Here is a 17181-nt window from a genome sequence, read left to right on the forward strand (position 1 = left end):
CCTATCTGGGTGAGATCGTCGAACATTTTTTGAGCGCTGTCTCTCGTTTGTTCAGTGCGGCCGAGGCTGCGCTTGCGCCTCCAGGGACAGAGACGAGTAGCCGATCCCGCGCGGGTCGCTGGCGGCGTCGACGCGGCCGCTGCGCTTGTCCCAGTAGAGCACCTGCTGGTTGCCGTAGCTGCGCTCCAGGCGTTTGAGCTGATAGCCGCGCCGGCGCAGTTCGGCGGCCTCGGCATCGCTGAAGGCGCGCGGTTCGTACTCGACGACGTCCGGCTTGTACTGGTGGTGGTAGCGCGGCGCGGCGACCCATTGGCCGACCGGGCGACCGTCGAAGTACTGCAGCATGGAGATCAGAACCATGCTCGGGATGCGGCTGCCGCCAGGGGTGCCGAAGGCGGCGAAGTCGGTCGGGCTTTCCAGGAAGCTCGGACTCATGCTCGACAGCGGGCGCTTGCCGGCCGCCACCGCGTTCGCCTGGCTGCCGGCCAGGCCGTAGCTGTTGGCGCCCTGGGTGTCGGCGGCGAAATCGTCCATCTCGTTGTTCAGCACCACGCCGGTACCGGGAACGGTGAAGGCGGCGCCGAACGGCAGGTTCACCGAGAGGGTGGCGGCCACCGCGTTGCCCTGGGCATCGATCACCGCGAAGTGGGTGGTGTGGTCGCCTTCGCGCCAGGCCGGCGCCTCCGGCAGCGCCGAGCTGGGCGTGGCGCGGCGCGGGTCGATGCCGGCGGCAAGGCGCTTCAGGTAGTCCGGCGCCAGCAAACTGGGCAGCGGGTTGGCGACGAAGTCCGGGTCGCCGAGCAGGCCTCGATCGCGGTAGGCACGGCGCAGGACCTCCAGCACGTAATGGGCACGCTGTACCGGCTCGGCCTTCTGCCACGGCAGCTGTTCCAGCATCTGCAGGCTCTGCGCCAGGGCGACGCCGCCGGCCGAGGGCGGCGGTGCGCTGATCAGTTCGCGGCCGTTGGCCAGCTTCACCTCCAGCGGGCGGCGTTCGATCACCCGGTAGTCGCGCAAGTCGGCCGCGCTCCAGATGCCGCCGCCGGCGCGGACCCCGGTGAGCAGCTTGTCCGCTGTCTCGCCTTCGTAGAAACCGATCCGCCCGTAGCGCCCGAGGCGTTCCAGGGTACGTGCCAACTGCGGTTGGCGGAGCAGGTTCCATTCGTCGGGGATTCCGCCCTTGTCGAGGAAGATCCGCGCGGTTTCCGGGTCCTTGCGCATCGCTTCCAGGCGCATGGCGGCGCGGTCACGGTAGATCCGGTCGACGGATACGCCATCCACCGCCAGGCGGATCGCCGGCACCAGATTGTCGGCCAGGGGCTTGCGTCCGTAGCGGCTGCTCAATTCGACCAGCGCCGCCGGCAGGCCGGGGATCGCCGCCGCCAGCGGGCCGTCGACGGACAGCCTGGGGTCGACCTTGCCATTGCGCCGGTACATGTCGGCGTAGGCGGCCTTCGGCGCGCGCTCGCGGGCGTCGAGGAAGCGATAGGTCGGCTGCGCACCGGCCTGGCGCAGAAGGAAGAATCCACCGCCGCCGAGTCCCGAGCCGTAAGGCTCGGCTACCGCCAGGGCAGCGGCGATGGCCGCCGCGGCGTCGAAGGCGTTGCCGCCATTGGCCAGGGTTTCCAGGCCGGCGACGGTCGCGGCCGGATGTGGCGTGGCGACGGCGGCCTGCTGCGGTGCGTGGGCGTCGCCGCGAAAGCTGTCGGCATGCGCCGCGAGGCTGAGCAGGGACAGGCCGCAGGCGGCGACCAGGGTACGGACGGGCAGGTTCAGGAAGGACATGGCGGCTCACTGTTCAGCGGCGTTCGCGGGACGGGACCGTGAACGCCTCAGACTGGATTGCCAAGGATAGCCAAAAGCGCGTCGGACGGGGCGCGAACCGTCCCTGAAGGACAGGCGCCGGCGGGGATCAGGCCTTGCCGGTGATCTTCCGGTATTTCTCCATCAACTGGTCCTTGCTCTCGACATTGGCGTCGTCGAGGGGAATGCAGTCCACCGGACAGACCTGCTGGCACTGCGGCTCGTCGTAGTGGCCGACGCACTCGGTGCAGAGATTGGGATCGATCACATAGATTTCTTCGCCTTGCGAGATCGCGCCGTTCGGGCATTCGGGTTCGCAGACGTCGCAATTGATGCAATCGTCAGTGATTTTCAGGGACATCTAACAACTCCAACCGCGACGGACAGCCACGGCATCGGTAACGGGAATAGCGGAATTGTGCCGCATCGGCGCCCGCAGTGCACGCGGGGCGCCGACGGGAGGCCGGCGGAGAGATGCGGATCAGCGCTTGAAACGTTCCGCCAGGGCGTCTGCCACGGCCGGATGCACGAACTTGCTGATATCCCCGCCGAGAGCGGCGATTTCCCGGACCAGCGTCGAGGAAATGAAGGAATACTTCTCCGACGGGGTGAGGAACATGCTTTCCACGTCGGGGGCGAGCTGGCGGTTCATGTTGGCCAGCTGGAACTCGTACTCGAAGTCGGAAACCGCGCGCAGGCCGCGGAGGAAGACATTCGCCTTCTGCTCCTTGACGAAGTGCGCCAGCAGGGTGGAGAAGCCCACCACCTCGACGTTCGGCAGGTGCTTGGTGACCTCCTGGGCCAGCGCCACCCGCTGTTCCAGGCTGAACAGGGGGTTCTTCTTGGGGCTGGCGGCGACCGCGATGATCACATGGTCGAAAAGCCGTGAAGCACGTTCGATCAGATCGCCGTGACCCTTGGTGATGGGATCGAAGGTGCCTGGGTACAGCACTCGGTTCATCGCTACGTCCTGGCAGGGTTTCGTAAGGGAATCGGATGGTAGCGCAGGGATGCCCGTGCGGCCAAGACGCACGGGCCATCGGCCTTTAGCCCATAGGTCTGATGGCGCCGGGCCGGCTGCCGCGGCGCGCGGCCGGCCCAGCGGCGGTTCAGGCCCTGGCCAGGCGTTCGGCCAGCGCGCTGGCCAGTTGCGCGGTAAGACCGTAGACCGAGAGCTGCGGGTTGGCGCCGATGCTGGTAGGGAACAGCGAGCCGTCGTGGATCGACAGGTTTCGCAGGTGGTGATGGCGGCCGAGGCTGTCGGCCACCGCCACGGCCGGGTCTTCGCCCATGGCGCAGCCGCCCATGACGTGGGCGCTGCCCAGGCGCGTGCGGTAGATCTCCAGGCGCAGGCCGTCGATGATCCCGCGCGCCTCCTGCAGGTTCTTCGCGCTACGCGCGTCGCTGTGCACCGGCCGCACTTCCCGGGCGCCGGCGGCGAACTGGATCTCCGCCATGGTATGGAAGGCACGGCGGATACCGTCCCAGGTGTAGTCGGTCATCCGGTAGTCGAGCACTGGGGTGTCGTCGCCGCGCAGGCCGACCGAGCCCTCCGCGCTGTCCGGGTGGAAGCCGTCGCGGAGCAGGGCGAGCATCATGTTGGTATGCGGTAGCTGTTCCATGCGCAGGGCGTTGTCGCTGCCGAAGCCGCCGAGCAGCACCGAGGCCAGCGACGGTTGCAGCGGCGGCACCTCCAGTTTGTAGGACATGCGTCCGGTGACACCGTCGTCCCATTGGAAATGGTCGGAGTAGATCGACTGCGGTGCGCCGTAGAAGGGGTTGATCACCCGGTCGAACAGCCCCGCGCTGAAATTCACCGTGTGCAGGAAGGTGCGCTTGCCGACCCGCTGGCTCGGATCAGGCGCCTTCGAGCGGAGAAGAATCGCCGGGGTGTTGATGCCGCCGCCGGAGAGCACGTAGTGCCTGGCCCGGACCCTGATCCGGCGGCCGTTGGGCGCCACGCAGCGCTCATCCATGCCCAGGCATTCGAGGCCCGTCACCTTGTCGCCGTCCAGCAGCAGCCGGTTGGCGCGCGCCAGGTAGAGCAGCTCGCCACCCTTGTCGAGGGTCGCCGGGATGGTGGTGACCAGCATCGACTGCTTGGCGTTGACCGGGCAGCCCATGCCGCAGTAGCCGAGGTTCCAGCAACCGAGGACGTTGCGCGGGATGACCTTCCAGTGATAGCCGAGCTTCTCGCAGCCCAGGCGGATCACGTCGTTGTTGGCATTCGGCGGCAGCGCCCAGGGCGCCACGTGCAGGCGCTGCTCTATTTTCTCGAACCAGGGCGCCATGTCCTCCGCGCTGTGGCCCTTGACCCCGTAGACCTGGGCCCAGTGCTGCAGGGTCGGTTCCGGGGTGCGGAAGCTGCTGGTCCAGTTGATCAGGGTGGTGCCGCCCACGGCGCGGCCCTGGAGGATGGTGATGGCGCCGTCCTTGCTCATCCGGCCGATGCCTTCCTGGTACAGCTCGGGGTAGGCGTCGGCCTCCTGCATCTTGAAATCGCTGCTGGTCTTCAGCGGGCCTTCTTCCACCAGCAGCACCTTCAGGCCGGCGGCGCTGAGGATTTCCGCGGTGGTGCCGCCGCCGGCGCCGGTGCCGACCACGACCACGTCGGCCTCCAGCTCCAGGTCGTCGTCCAGGCGCGAGCCGTTGTAGGTTTTCCAGCCGCGGGCGAGGCCCTCGGCGAACAGATCGGGTACAGGCATGAATGCACTCTCAGGCTAGGCGGCTTCGGGCTCTTCGTATTGTTCCGGGGGCGGCTCAAGCGATCTTCGGCGGTCCGGGGTAGCCACAATGGGCCCACGCCTCGGGGCGGGCGTACCAGGCCATCATCGCCAGTTGCATCAGCGAACTGTGGCCCATCCGCAACAGGCCGATGAAGCTGTTTTCCCAGCGCGAAAGGAATGCCCGCACGTCGTCGCCGCTGGCGTTCTCCCAACTGCCCCAGATACCGGTCAGCGGGCCACGGGTGAGCGGCAGGGCGAGCACGTCGAAGAGTTGCTGGGTGAGCTTGAACATCTCCGGGGAGAGCCGCGCCAGGTTGTGGTCGAGGCTCTGGATCGCGCCCTCCACGGCTTTCGGCATCTGCTCGGCGGAAACCGCGCCGAGCAGCATCACCGGCAGCAGCGCACGGAGGAACGGCAGGTCGGATTCGCGGACTTTTTCCAGGCCGCTCGCCGGTTTCTCCGCCGAACAGCCGGTGAGGCTGGCGGTGACGCCCGCGGTGGCGAGGAAGGCGCCGCCGATCAGGCCGACTTTCATCAGGCTGCGTCGGGACAGGCCGGCGCTTTCAAGGGTGGTGTCGCTCATTGTTGTTATGTCACCTGCAGCGTAGGAATGAGGGGGCGCCGCACGCGCCCCGGTTCAGCGCACGAACAGCTTGTAGACGAGCTTCTGGATCGACTTGCCGTAGGGGGGGTAGATCATTCGCGCGGCGTTGAAGCGCGGCTTGCTGAACACGCCCTTGGCCTTGCTGAAGGTGAGGAAGCCTTCGTGGCCATGGTAGTGGCCCATGCCGGAGGGACCGACGCCACCGAACGGGATGTCGTCCTGGGCGACATGCAGCAGGGTGTCGTTCAGACACACACCGCCTGAGTGGGTCTCGTGCAGCACGCGCTGCTGTTGCGCCTTGTCGTAGCCGAAGTAGTACAGGGCCAGCGGTCGCGGGCGCTGGTTGACATAGGCCAGGGCGTCTTCCAGGCGCTCGTAGGGGATCACCGGCAGCAGCGGGCCGAAGATTTCCTCCTGCATCACTTTCATGTCGTCGCTGACGTTCAGCAGCAGCGTCTGCGGCAGGCGCCGCTGCTGGCCTTCGGCGAACAGCGGGACGAGGGTCGCGCCCTTCTCGCGGGCGTCGTCGAGATAGCCCCGGAGGCGGCCGAGCTGGCGCTCGTTGATGATCGCGGTGTAGTCGGGGTTGTCCGAAAGACGCGGGAAGAAGCCCTGGACCACCTCCTTGTACTGACTGACGAATTCCTCGACGCGCCGGCTCGGTACCAGCACGTAGTCGGGCGCGACGCAGGTCTGCCCGGCGTTGAGGCTCTTGCCGAAGGCGATCCGCTCGGCGGCGTCCTTCATCGGCACGCTGTCGGAGACGATCGCCGGCGACTTGCCGCCCAGCTCCAGGGTGACCGGGGTAAGGTTCTCGGCGGCGGCGCGCATCACGTGCTTGCCGACGCTGGTGGCGCCGGTGAACAGCAGGTGGTCGAACGGCAGCTTGGAAAAGGCCACGCCGACGTCTACCTCGCCTAGCACCACGGCGACCTGGTCCTCGGGGAAGATCCGCGCCAGCAGGTCCTTGAGCAGGCGCCCGGTGGCCGGGGTCGACTCGCTCATCTTGATCATCACCCGGTTGCCGGCGGCGAGGGCCCCGGTCAGCGGGCCGATGGAGAGGAACAGCGGATAGTTCCAAGGCACGATCACCCCGACCACGCCCAGCGGCTGGTACACCACCTGGGCCGAGGCCGGCTGGAATTGCAGGCCGACCGCGCGGCGCGCGGGCTTCATCCATTTCTTCACGCGCTTGGCGGCGTAGTGGATGCCGTGCAGGCTGGGCATGATCTCGGCGAGCAGGGTCTCGTCGGCGGAGCGCGCGCTGAAGTCCCGGTCGATGGCCTCGATCAGTGCCTGCTGTTCCTTGAACAGCAGGTCGCGCAGGGCCTTCAGCCACTGCACGCGCTGCGTGGCGTCGGGCATCGGCTGCGCCAGGTAGGCGGCGCGCTGGCGGGCGAAGAGGGCTTCGAGCTGGTTGATTTCCTGCTGGCTCTGCTGCAGGTAGGCGATATCGGCGACCATGGGCTGGCTCCTCGGCGAAGCGTGGGCGGCTGCGTGGCCGCGCGTCTGTCGTTATGGCGGACCTGGTTCGGTCCGATGAATTTCGCTGCGTCGCTGGATTTCTAGAGTAAATACTCTAAAGTGTCAAACAGCATGCCTGCCAGCCCGGCGCTTGCGTACCCAACGAAAGGCGGGCCGGTCGCCGGCCGCCACCCCGGGGGCTGACCCGGGCGGCCAGCTTTGTGTACCTTCTACGCTGTCACGGCGGGGCGCGCCCCGCACTGTTACCCGAACGAGCCCGTCGTCCCCATGGCACCACGCATCAAGACCCGCGATCGCATCGCCCAGGCCAGCCTGGAACTGTTCAACGCCCAGGGCGAGCGCAGCGTCACCACCAACCATATCGCCACCCACCTGGGTATATCGCCTGGGAACCTCTACTACCACTACCCGAACAAGCAGGCGATCATCGCCGAGCTGTTCGCCGAGTACGAAAGCCACGTCGAGAGCTTCCTGCGCCTGCCCGAAGGGCGGGGTCTGACGGTGGACGACAAGACCTTCTACCTGGAAGCGCTACTGGCCGCGATGTGGCGCTACCGCTTCCTCCACCGCGACCTCGAGCACCTGCTGGAAAGCGACCCGGAGCTGGCGGCGCGCTACCGCGCCTTCGCCCAGCGTTGCCTGGTCAACGCCAAGGCGATCTACCGGGGCTTCACCGAGGCCGGCATCCTGCGGATGAACGAGACCCAGCTGGAGGCCCTGACCCTCAACGCCTGGATCATCCTCACCTCCTGGGTGCGCTTCCTCTGCACCACCCTCGATCTCGACGGCGACCTCAGCGAGGCGCAACTGCGTCGCGGCATCTACCAGGTGCTGGCGCTGGAGAGCGGGCACATCGAGGCGCAGGCCCAGGATGCGGTGGACGGGATTTCCGAGCGGCTCTACGTGCCGCTCTGATCGCGCAGGGTTTTCTCCAGCACCTGCTGGATGTGGATGCCGTGGCGGCGGAAGAAGGCTTCGGTACCGAGGGTGGCGTCGGTGAACAGGTAGGCGCCGCGGTGATCCTCGGCGAAGCGCCGCAGCAGGGCTGCGCCGACGCCGCTGCGCTGTGCGCCGGGCAGCACGGCGATTTCCGCCAGCCAGACGCGAATCGGTGTTTCTTCCTCGGCGCGCAGCAGGCCGACCAGGCGGCCGTCGCGTTCGGCCAGCAGGGAATACCCGGAATGCTGGTACAGCGTGCGTAGCTCGGCAGGCGGCATGCGCCGGTCCCAGCCGACCGCCGCGTGGATCGCCAGGATCGCCTCGCAGTCGGCGTCGTCGAGCATCGGGTTGTGCCGCAGCGTCAGTTCCATTCGCCCCCCTTTTTCCTTCAGCCTGTTCCTATTCTGCCGCCCGTCGCCGGACGCCGGCCAGCTCAGTGCTGCCGCAGGTGGGCCTCCAGCCAGTCGGGGATGCGTCGTTCCAGGTAGTAGGTGGGCTGGCGCGGAGAGCCGTCGACGAAGCCGACGTGACCGCCGCGGGCGTGCAGCTCCAGCTCGGTGCAGGGTGCCAGTTCGCTGCGATCGGGCAGGCTGCGGGCGAACACGAAGGGGTCGTCGCTGGAATGGATGATCAGGCTCGGCGTGCGGATGTCCGGCAGGTAGTAGCGGCTGGACGCGCGCCGATAGTAATCCCTGGCGTCGGCGAAGCCGTGCAGCGGCGCGGTGACCCGGCCGTCGAAGTCCCAGAAGGTGCGCATGCCCTCCAGCGGACCGAGGCGTTGCAGGGCGGCCAGGCCTTCCGCCTGGCCCTGCTCGCCGAACAGCCGCTGCTTGTCCTGCACGTAGGCCAGCATGGCCTTCATGAAGTGCGCCTGGTAGACCCGGGAAAAGCCCAGGCCGATGCGGTCGGCGCACTCGTCCAGGCGGAACGGCACCGACACCGCGACGCTGCCGAGCAGCGGGCAGTCCCCAGCGGTTTCGCCCAGGTACTTGAGCAGCACGTTGCCGCCCAGCGAATAGCCGACCGCGTACAGCGGCGCTTGCGGGCGCCTGGCGCGCAGGTGTGCGACCACCTCGGCGAGGTCGTCGCTGACCCCGGAATGGTAGCCGCGCGGCAGGCGGTTCGGCTCCCCCGAGCAACCGCGCCAGTTCAGCGCCACGCTGGCCCAGCCGCGCTCCAGCAGGGCGCGCTGCAGACCGAGGATGTAGTGCGACGAGGATGACCCGGTGAGGCCGTGCAGCGCCAGCACCAGCGGGGTCTCGGCATCGTGCGGGCCGGCCCAGTCGAGGTCGATGAAGTCGCCATCGGCCAGCCACAGGCGTTCGCGCTGCCGTTCCAGGGTCGGCCCGCGGCGGAAGAACGGGCTCCACAGGGTCTGCAGGTGCGGATTGGGCAGCCACCAGGCGGGCTGGAAGGTCGGGGACGCGGTCATGCGCAGGTCATGGGCGGTGGTGGTGTGGCCACCAGCTTACCAGCCGAACTCGTCGGCGAGGTCCTCCGCCCGCTGGCGCGAACCGAGGATCGGTTGCAGTTCGTCGACGAGCTGCTGCCGATAGCGGGGCGCGACGCTGCAGTCGTCCAGCAGGATGTCCTCGCCGGCGCCGCTCCAGACCTCGCCGAAGCAGGCCAGGCTGGCCGCCATCTGCCACAGGTCGTCGAAGCACGGCGCCGGGTCCCAGCCCCTGCCGCCATGCAGGTCGAAGAGTATGCGCCCGCTGCCGGTCTCGAGGATGAACGGGTCGGCGCCCTGGTCGGCCACCACCAGCCAGTCGTCCTGCCAGCCCGACAGGCGCTCGCCGCTGATGCCGTGCCAGCGATAGCCGGCCTGGCGCTGCCAGAGGCGGGCCAGGGACGGCAGGAAAAATGGGTTGCCGGCACTCTCCAGGGTGCAGTCGAGTGGGCCGACCTCGCGGTAGAAACGCTCCAGCTCGGCGGGCAGGGCGATATCGCCCTGCCAGTCGGCGGCGGGTTGCGCCGCGCAAGGCTCGCCAAGCGCCAGCAGGCGTTGGCGAATGCTCGCGGAAGCCGGGCTCATCCTCAGGCTCCCCGCTGCCAGAGCGCGTAATGTACGTTGCCGGCTTTCTTTTCCCGGTGCAGCCGCCAGTTTCCGGGCAGGCCGAGGGACGAGGGGACGCTCTCGCTCTCGGTATAGATCCAGGCGTCGGGGTTCAGCCAGCCGCGGGTTTCGAGCAGGCGGCAGGCGTCCTGCAGCAGGTTCTGATGGAACGGCGGGTCGAGGAACACCAGGTCGAAGGCGCTCGGAGCCTGGTTTCCCAGGTAGCGCACGGCATCGCCGAGGACCAGTTGGGCGGTGCCGCACTTGAGCGCGTCGAGGTGGTTGCGCAGGGCCGCCACCGCTTCGCCGTTGGTATCCAGGGCCAGCCCTTCGCGGGCGCCGCGCGACAACGCCTCGAGGAACAGCGCGCCGCTGCCGGCGAAGGGATCGAGCACCCGTGCGCCTTCGACATAGGGTGCCAGCCAGTTGAACAGGGTCTCGCGGACCCGGTCCGGGGTCGGTCGCAGGCCGGGCCCGTCGGGAAAGACGAAACGCCGGCTGCGCCATTCGCCACCGATGATCCGCAGCTGTCCCTGGCCGCCGTGGCGGCCGGGGGCTTTCGCAGTAGGTTTGCTCATTAATGCTCCGGAACGCCGCTGGGTTGCTGGGCCGGCTTGGCGGTGGGTGGCGGCAGGGGTTTCTGCGGCACGCTCGGGCCGGCGCTGACGATGACGAAGGCGTCGGCGTCCAGGTGCTTGGCCATGGCGCTCCTGACCTGTTCGACGCTGAGTCCCTCGACCTGCTTGAGGAAGCTTTCCAGGTAGTCCAGCGGCAGGCCGTAGAAACCGATGGCGCCGAGCTGGCCGACGATGTCGGCGTTGCTCGCGGTGGACAGCGGGAAGCTGCCGGCCAGTTCGCGCTTGGCGTCGTCCAGTTCCTTCTGGGTCGGGCCGTTGGCCAGGTAGTCGCGGACGATGTCCTGGACCAGCTTCAGCGCCCCCTCGCTGAGTTCGGCGCGGGTCTGGAAGTTGATCATGAACGGACCGCGTGCCTGCATGGCGGTGAAGCCGGAATAGATGCCGTAGGTCAGGCCGCGCTTTTCTCGCACCTGGTCCATCAGGCGGGTGCCGAAGCCGCCGCCGCCGAGGATCTGGTTGCCCAGGTAGAGCGCCGCGTAGTCGGGATCCTGGCGGTCGATGCCAAGCTGGGCGAGCATCAGGTGGGTCTGCTCGGAGGGGAAGTCGATGTGCGTCAGGCCGGGCTTGGGCGTTTCCGGCTGGACGGTCTTGGCCAGCGCCGGGCCCTGGGGCAGCGCCTTGGAGACTTCCGCGGCGATCGCTTCGGCCTCCTGCCGCGAGAGGTCGCCGACCAGCGCGATGACCACGTTGCCGGCGGCGTAGGCCTTCTTGTGGAACGCCTGCAATTGTTCGCGGCTGATCGTTGGAACGGACTTTTCGTCGCCGTCGCTGGAGTGCGCGTAGGGATGCTCGCCATAGAGGCGCTTGAACAGCTCCAGGCCGGCCAGCTTGCCGGGGTTCTGCTTCTGGTACTCGAAACCGGCCAGGACCTGGTTCTTGATGCGTGCCAGAGCGTCCTCGGGGAAGGTCGGCTGGCCGATCACCTGTTCGAACAGCTTCAGCGCCTGGGTCCGCTTGTCGGCATCGGACAGGCTGCGCAGGCCGGCCACCGCCATGTCGCGGTAGGAGCCGTTGCTGAACGAGGCGCCGAGGTCCTCGAAGCCGGCGGCGATGGCAGTGGTGTCCTTGCCCGGCACGCCTTCGTTGAGCATGGCGTTGGTCAGCATCGACAGGCCGGGGGTGCCGGCGTCCTGGCTGCTGCCGGCGGCGAAGGTCAGGCGCAGGTCGAACATCGGCAGTTCATGGGCTTCGACGAACAGTACCTTGGCACCTTCGGCGGTCTTCCATTCCTGGATGTCCAGCTTGCGATGGACCGGCGCCTGCTTGGCGACGTCCTTCAGCGACTGCAACTGGTTTTCCTCGACCGCCGCGGCATGGGCCGCTGCCGGGGTCTGGGGGGGACGCGCGACGAAATAGGCCAGCGCGGCCAGCAACGCGATGACGATCAGGCCGAGCAGGCCATAACGCAGCCCTGTGCGCTCACTCATGACGGGCCTCCTTTTCCTCGGCCTTCACAGGCAGCACTTGCGCCAGGGTCAGGCGCGACAGGGTGAAATAGGTGCGGGCGGCTTTCTGGATATCGTCCGGAGTCACTGCCTTGAGGGCCTCCAGGTCCTGGTCGATCAGCTTCCAGGACAGGCCGACGCTTTCCAGCTGGCCGATGCTGCTGGCCTGGGCGGCGATGGAGTCCTTCTCGTAGACCATCCCGGCGATCATCTGCGCGCGCACGCGCTCGATCTCCGCGGCGCTGGGCGGGTTCTGCTTGAGGTCATCGAGCTGCTTCCACAGACCGGCCTCGACCTGCTCGAGGGTCTTGCCCTTCTGCACGTTCGGCGTGGCCGAGAGGACGAACAGGCTGTCGCCGCGGTTGAACGCGTCATAGTAGGTGGAGGCGCCGGCGACCAGCTCCTCGCCGCGCTCCAGGCGCGAGGCCAGGCGGGCGCTGTAGCCGCCATCGAGCAGCGCGCCGATCAGGCGCAGGGCGTTGACTTCGCGAGGGTTCTCGCTGCTGCCCAGGCTGGGCACGTTGAAGCCCATGATCAGGTTCGGCAGCTGGGTGCGTACGTACAGCTTGAGCCGGCGCTCGCCGGGCTCGGCCAGTTCCAGCGGCTTGCGCGCCGGCGGCAGCTGGCGCCAGGGGATCTCGCCGAAGTAGCGCTTGGCGAGGGTCTTGACCTCGTCGGCGGTGACGTCGCCGACCACTACCAGGGTGGCGTTGTTCGGCGCGTACCAGGATTCGTACCAGTGGCGCAGGTCGTCGATGGTCATGCGCTGCAGGTCGGCCATCCAGCCGATGGTCGGGGTGTGGTAGCCGCTGGCCGGGTAGGCGGCGGCCTTGAAGCGCTCGAAGGCGAGGGCGTTGGGATTGTCGTCGGTGCGCAGGCGGCGCTCCTCCTTGATCACCTCGATCTCGCTCTTGAACTGGTCGGCCGGCAGGCTCAGGTGGGCCATGCGGTCGGCTTCCATCTCCAGCGCCACCGGCAGGCGGTCGCGGGCCAGGACCTGGTAATAGGCGGTGTAGTCGTCGGTGGTGAAGGCGTTCTCTTCCGCACCCAGGTCGCGCAGCACCCGCGAGGCTTCGCCCGGGCCGAGCTTGCGGCTGCCCTTGAACATCATGTGTTCGAGGGCGTGGGACAGGCCGGTGAGCCCGGGTGTCTCGTAGCTGGAGCCGATCCTGTACCAGAGCTGGGAAACCACCACCGGGGCGCGGTGGTCTTCACGCACTATGACCTTCAGGCCGTTGTCGAGGCTGAACTCGTGGGTGGGCTGGGTTTCCGCCGCCTGGGCGAAAAGCGGGAGACAAAGGCTGGCTAGGAGCAGGCCGACGCGGCGGCGAGCTGGGGTTTTCATGGTGATCTGGACCTTTCGTGCCGCCACCGGGGTCTCAGGTCACTGCGGGGCAGGACCCTTAGCCCCGTCGGGCGAGGAGATGCTAGGATACCCATCCGTTTTCCGGGCGGCCACGTCCCGTGCCGCTCCCTTGAGATACAAGCATTCATGTTTGGTTCCAACGACGACAAGAAGGCCCCGCAGGGCGGGGAAAAGAAAGGTCTGTTCGGCTGGTGGCGGAAAAAGCCGCAAGCCGGCGAGCAGCCTGCCGATCAGCCTGTCGAGCCGGTCTCCGAGACAGCGGCCGCCGAGCAGCGCGCGCCTGCCGATGACGTGGCGCAATCCCTGACAGAACAGCCAGGTCGGCAGCAGCCCTCCGCTGCCGAGCCGGCGCCGGTTGCCGAAGCACCGCTCGCCAGTGACGAGCCAGCGTCGGCCGAGGAGCATTCGCCCCGGCCCGAGGCGCCCGTCGCGCAACCCGAGCCTATCCTGGCTGCCGAGCCCGAGCCCGAGCCCGAGCCCGAGCCCGAGCCCGAGCCCGTTGCGCCGCTGGCCGCCGCTCCGGCAGTCAGCGAGCCGGCGACCAGGCCGGGCTTCTTCGCCCGCCTCCGGCAGGGGCTGTCCAAGACCAGCGCCAGCATTGGCGAAGGCATGGCCAGCCTGTTCCTCGGTCGCAAGGAAATCGACGACGACCTGCTCGACGACATCGAGACGCGCCTGCTGACCGCCGACGTCGGCGTCGAGGCCACCACCCTGATCGTGCAGAACCTGACCAAGCGCGTGGCGCGCAAGGAGCTGGCCGACAGCGGCGCGCTGTACAAGGCGCTGCAGGAAGAGCTGGCCAGCCTGCTGCGCCCGGTGGAGCAGCCGTTGCAGGTCGACGTCGCGCGCGAGCCCTATGTGATCCTGGTGGTCGGGGTGAACGGCGTGGGCAAGACCACCACCATCGGCAAGCTGGCGAAGAAGCTGCAACTCGAGGGCAAGAAGGTCATGCTGGCCGCCGGCGACACCTTCCGCGCCGCCGCCGTGGAGCAGTTGCAGGTCTGGGGCGAGCGCAACCGCATCCCGGTGATCGCCCAGCACACCGGCGCCGACTCCGCCTCGGTGATCTTCGACGCGGTGCAGGCCGCCAAGGCCCGCGGCATCGACGTGCTGATCGCCGATACCGCCGGACGCCTGCATACCAAGGACAACCTGATGGAGGAGCTGAAGAAGGTGCGCCGGGTGATCGGCAAGCTGGACGAGACGGCGCCCCATGAGGTCCTGCTGGTGCTCGACGCCGGCACCGGGCAGAACGCCATCAACCAGGCCAAGCAGTTCAACCTCGCGGTGGAGCTGACCGGCCTGGCCCTGACCAAACTGGACGGCACCGCCAAGGGCGGGGTGATCTTCGCCCTGGCCAAGCAGTTCGGCCTGCCGATCCGCTATATCGGTGTCGGCGAGGGGATCGACGATCTCCGTACCTTCGAGGCCGACGCCTTCGTCCAGGCACTCTTCGCAGAGCGGGAGAACGCATGATCCGCTTCGAGCAGGTCGGCAAACGCTATCCCAACGGCCACGTAGGCCTGCACGAGGTGTCCTTCCGCGTGCACCGTGGCGAGATCCTCTTCGTCACCGGCCACTCCGGCGCCGGCAAGAGCACCCTGCTGCGCCTCATCCTGGCGATGGAGCGACCGACCAGCGGCAAGCTGTTGCTCGGCGGCCAGGACCTGGGGCGCATCACCACCGCGCAGATCCCTTTCCTGCGCCGGCAGATCGGCGTGGTGTTCCAGAACCACCAACTGCTCACCGATCGTACGGTGGCGGACAACATCGCCCTGCCGCTGCAGATCCTCGGCATGCCCAAGCCGGAGATCGCCAAGCGCGTAGCCTCGGCCCTGGAGCGGGTGAACCTGAAGGAAAAGGGCGAGGCGTTGCCTTCCGACCTTTCCACCGGCCAGCAGCAGCGGGTCGGCATTGCCCGCGCTATCGTCCACCAGCCGGCCCTGCTGCTGGCGGACGAACCCACCGGCAACCTCGACCCGCGACTCGCCTCGGAAATCATGGGCGTGTTCGAGGATATCAATCGCCTGGGCACCACCGTACTGATCGCCAGCCACGACCTGGCCCTGATCGCCCGTATGCGCCATCGCATGCTGACCCTGCAGCGTGGCCGGATCATCGCTGACCGTGAGGATGAGGCCTGATGAGCGCCAACGATCTTCCCCGTGGCCCCGAAGAGGGCGCACCGGAACGCAAGACCCGCGAGAAACCGAGCCAGGAGCAGACCGACTGGAGCGGCTCGTTCAGCGCCTACCTGGAAAGCCATCGCGCCAGCCTGGTGGACAGCCTGCGCCGGTTGTTCGGCCACCCGTTCGGCAGCTTCTTCACCTGCCTGGTGATGGGTATCACCCTGAGCCTGCCGATGGGCCTCTCGCTGCTGCTGAACAATGTCGAACGGCTCGGCGGCTCCTGGCAGCGGGCGGCGCAGATATCCCTGTTCCTCGACCTGAAGACCAGCGAAAACCAGGGCCAGGACCTGCGCGAGCAGATCGAGCGCCTGCCGGACGTGATCGAGGCCCAATTGATCAGCCGCGAGCAGGCGCTCAGCGAATTGCAGGAACAGTCCGGCCTGGGTGAAGCGCTCAAGGAGCTGCCGGAGAACCCGCTGCCGCCGGTGATCTCGGTCACGCCCAAGCAGATCGACCGGGCTGGCCTGGAGGCACTGCGCCAGCAGCTCTCGGAGCTGCCTCATGTGCAGCAGGCGCAGCTCGACCTGGTATGGGTCGAGCGCCTGAGCGCGATCCTCAAGCTCGGCGAACGCTTCGTCTTCGGCCTGACCATCCTGCTGGTGCTGACCCTCTTGCTGGTGGTGGGCAACACCATCCGCCTGCACATCGAAAATCGCCGTAACGAAATCGAGGTGATCAAGCTGGTCGGCGGGACGGACGGATACGTGCGCCGGCCATTCCTGTACATGGGCGCGTTGTACGGCCTGGGCGCGGGCATCCTGTCCTGGGCGCTGCTGGCCTATTCGCTGAACTGGCTGAACGGTTCGGTGGTCAACCTTTCAGGGCTGTACGGCAGCGACTTCGGCTTGCAGGGCGTGCCGCTGGACGACGGCCTGTCGCTGACCGTTGGCGCGGTGCTGCTTGGCTGGGTCGGCGCCTGGCTGGCCGTGGCCCGCCACCTGCGCGAGCTGGCGCCGCGCTGAGGACAGGCGGATCACGACCGGCCAGCGGGTCGCTGTAAAGGAACTTATACACCCGCTTGCAGTCAGATATCCGAGTGCTACACTGCGCGAGTTTCGTGAATCGGAGGATTCGCATGACCACTTCTTTGCAACCTGTACATGCCTTGGTTCCAGGCGCAAACCTGGAAGCCTACGTGCACTCGGTGAACAGCATTCCGCTGTTGTCGCCGGAACAGGAGCGTGAACTGGCCGAACGCCTCTTCTATCAGCAAGACCTGGAAGCGGCGCGGCAGATGGTGTTGGCGCACCTGCGCTTCGTTGTTCATATCGCCAAGAGTTATTCGGGGTACGGCCTGGCCCAGGCCGACCTGATCCAGGAAGGCAACGTCGGCCTGATGAAGGCCGTGAAGCGTTTCAACCCGGAAATGGGCGTTCGCCTGGTGTCCTTCGCCGTGCACTGGATCAAGGCGGAGATCCACGAGTTCATCCTGCGCAACTGGCGGATCGTCAAGGTCGCCACCACCAAGGCGCAGCGCAAGCTGTTCTTCAACCTGCGCAGCCAGAAGAAGCGCCTGGCCTGGTTGAACAACGAGGAAGTCCATCGCGTCGCCGAGAGTCTGGGGGTCGAGCCCCGCGAAGTGCGCGAGATGGAAAGCCGCCTGACCGGCCAGGACATGGCGTTCGACCCGGCCGCCGACGCGGACGACGAGAGCGCCTACCAGTCGCCGGCGCATTACCTCGAAGACCACCGCTACGACCCGGCGCGCCAGTTGGAAGACGCCGACTGGAGCGACAGCTCCAGCGCCAACCTGCACGAGGCGCTGGAAGGCCTCGACGAGCGCAGCCGCGACATTCTCCAGCAGCGCTGGCTGTCCGAGGAGAAGGCCACGCTGCACGACCTGGCGGAAAAGTACAACGTTTCCGCCGAGCGTATCCGGCAGCTGGAAAAGAACGCCATGAGCAAGCTGAAAGGGCGGATTCTCGCCTGA

At 67.5% G+C, this 17181-nt stretch carries 17 protein-coding genes; 5 read left to right on the top strand and 12 right to left on the bottom strand.

Annotated elements, in window-relative coordinates:
- Positions 1–51: 51 nt before the first annotated feature.
- The 6 genes from ggt to FHW81_RS28010 form a co-directional block, all read right to left on the bottom strand.
- Complete coding sequence (gene ggt, locus FHW81_RS27985) at positions 52–1785, bottom strand: gamma-glutamyltransferase (protein ID WP_003121743.1); 1734 nt, start codon at positions 1783–1785, stop codon at positions 52–54.
- A gap of 127 nt (positions 1786–1912) precedes the next feature.
- Complete coding sequence (locus tag FHW81_RS27990) at positions 1913–2164, bottom strand: YfhL family 4Fe-4S dicluster ferredoxin (RefSeq protein WP_003084462.1); 252 nt, start codon at positions 2162–2164, stop codon at positions 1913–1915.
- Between the two features lie 120 nt (positions 2165–2284).
- Complete coding sequence (coaD, locus tag FHW81_RS27995; protein ID WP_003084466.1) at positions 2285–2764, bottom strand: pantetheine-phosphate adenylyltransferase; 480 nt, start codon at positions 2762–2764, stop codon at positions 2285–2287.
- A 148-nt stretch (positions 2765–2912) separates the two neighbouring features.
- Positions 2913–4508, bottom strand: a complete 1596-nt coding sequence (locus FHW81_RS28000; protein WP_070698086.1) for a GMC family oxidoreductase — start codon at positions 4506–4508, stop codon at positions 2913–2915.
- Positions 4509–4563: 55 nt separating this feature from the next.
- Positions 4564–5112 carry a hypothetical protein gene (locus FHW81_RS28005; RefSeq protein ID WP_003084486.1) on the bottom strand — a complete coding sequence of 183 codons (549 nt, stop codon included), beginning with the start codon at positions 5110–5112 and terminating at the stop codon, positions 4564–4566.
- 54 nt (positions 5113–5166) lie between these two features.
- Positions 5167–6597: a coniferyl aldehyde dehydrogenase gene (locus FHW81_RS28010; RefSeq protein ID WP_003102868.1), complete on the bottom strand. Its 1431-nt coding sequence runs from the start codon at positions 6595–6597 to the stop codon at positions 5167–5169.
- A 288-nt stretch (positions 6598–6885) separates the two neighbouring features.
- Here FHW81_RS28010 and FHW81_RS28015 point away from each other — a divergent pair, with 288 nt between their 5' ends.
- A complete protein-coding gene (locus FHW81_RS28015) occupies positions 6886–7533 on the top strand; it encodes a TetR/AcrR family transcriptional regulator (protein WP_003084488.1) in 648 nt (215 codons plus the stop codon).
- Here the strand turns inward: FHW81_RS28015 and FHW81_RS28020 are convergent.
- The 6 genes from FHW81_RS28020 to FHW81_RS28045 all read right to left on the bottom strand — a co-directional run bounded on the left by FHW81_RS28020 (position 7518) and on the right by FHW81_RS28045 (position 13068).
- Positions 7518–7928 (bottom strand): GNAT family N-acetyltransferase, encoded by a 411-nt coding sequence (locus tag FHW81_RS28020; RefSeq protein WP_003084489.1) that lies wholly within the window; start codon positions 7926–7928, stop codon positions 7518–7520. The two genes, FHW81_RS28015 and FHW81_RS28020, sit on opposite strands and share 16 nt — an antisense overlap.
- A 62-nt stretch (positions 7929–7990) precedes the next feature.
- Entirely contained in the window at positions 7991–8989 is a 999-nt protein-coding gene (locus FHW81_RS28025) for a hydrolase (RefSeq protein ID WP_031756650.1), read from the bottom strand.
- A gap of 36 nt (positions 8990–9025) precedes the next feature.
- A complete protein-coding gene (locus tag FHW81_RS28030; RefSeq protein WP_003084491.1) occupies positions 9026–9592 on the bottom strand; it encodes a hypothetical protein in 567 nt (188 codons plus the stop codon).
- Positions 9593–9594: 2 nt separating this feature from the next.
- Positions 9595–10191, bottom strand: coding sequence for a 16S rRNA (guanine(966)-N(2))-methyltransferase RsmD (gene rsmD, locus FHW81_RS28035; RefSeq protein ID WP_003102864.1), 597 nt, complete (start codon positions 10189–10191; stop codon positions 9595–9597).
- Positions 10191–11678, bottom strand: a complete 1488-nt coding sequence (locus tag FHW81_RS28040; RefSeq protein WP_003459246.1) for a M16 family metallopeptidase — start codon at positions 11676–11678, stop codon at positions 10191–10193. Before FHW81_RS28040 ends, rsmD begins: the two co-directional genes overlap by 1 nt.
- Positions 11671–13068: a M16 family metallopeptidase gene (locus FHW81_RS28045; protein WP_029610090.1), complete on the bottom strand. Its 1398-nt coding sequence runs from the start codon at positions 13066–13068 to the stop codon at positions 11671–11673. Before FHW81_RS28045 ends, FHW81_RS28040 begins: the two co-directional genes overlap by 8 nt.
- A gap of 120 nt (positions 13069–13188) precedes the next feature.
- On the opposite strand from FHW81_RS28045, the gene ftsY reads away from it, so the two are divergent.
- From ftsY to rpoH, 4 genes are all read left to right on the top strand, one after another.
- Positions 13189–14538 (top strand): signal recognition particle-docking protein FtsY, encoded by a 1350-nt coding sequence (gene ftsY / locus FHW81_RS28050; RefSeq protein ID WP_019396052.1) that lies wholly within the window; start codon positions 13189–13191, stop codon positions 14536–14538.
- Positions 14535–15206, top strand: coding sequence for a cell division ATP-binding protein FtsE (gene ftsE / locus FHW81_RS28055; RefSeq protein WP_003084505.1), 672 nt, complete (start codon positions 14535–14537; stop codon positions 15204–15206). Before ftsY ends, ftsE begins: the two co-directional genes overlap by 4 nt.
- Positions 15206–16213 (top strand): permease-like cell division protein FtsX, encoded by a 1008-nt coding sequence (gene ftsX / locus FHW81_RS28060; RefSeq protein WP_070698088.1) that lies wholly within the window; start codon positions 15206–15208, stop codon positions 16211–16213. The genes ftsE and ftsX overlap by 1 nt, the downstream gene beginning before the upstream one ends.
- Positions 16214–16326: 113 nt before the next feature.
- Entirely contained in the window at positions 16327–17181 is an 855-nt protein-coding gene (gene rpoH, locus FHW81_RS28065; RefSeq protein ID WP_003084510.1) for an RNA polymerase sigma factor RpoH, read from the top strand.

The sequence above is a fragment of the Pseudomonas sp. RC10-4-2 genome (assembly GCF_050433085.1).
GTDB classification, from domain to species: domain Bacteria; phylum Pseudomonadota; class Gammaproteobacteria; order Pseudomonadales; family Pseudomonadaceae; genus Pseudomonas; species Pseudomonas aeruginosa.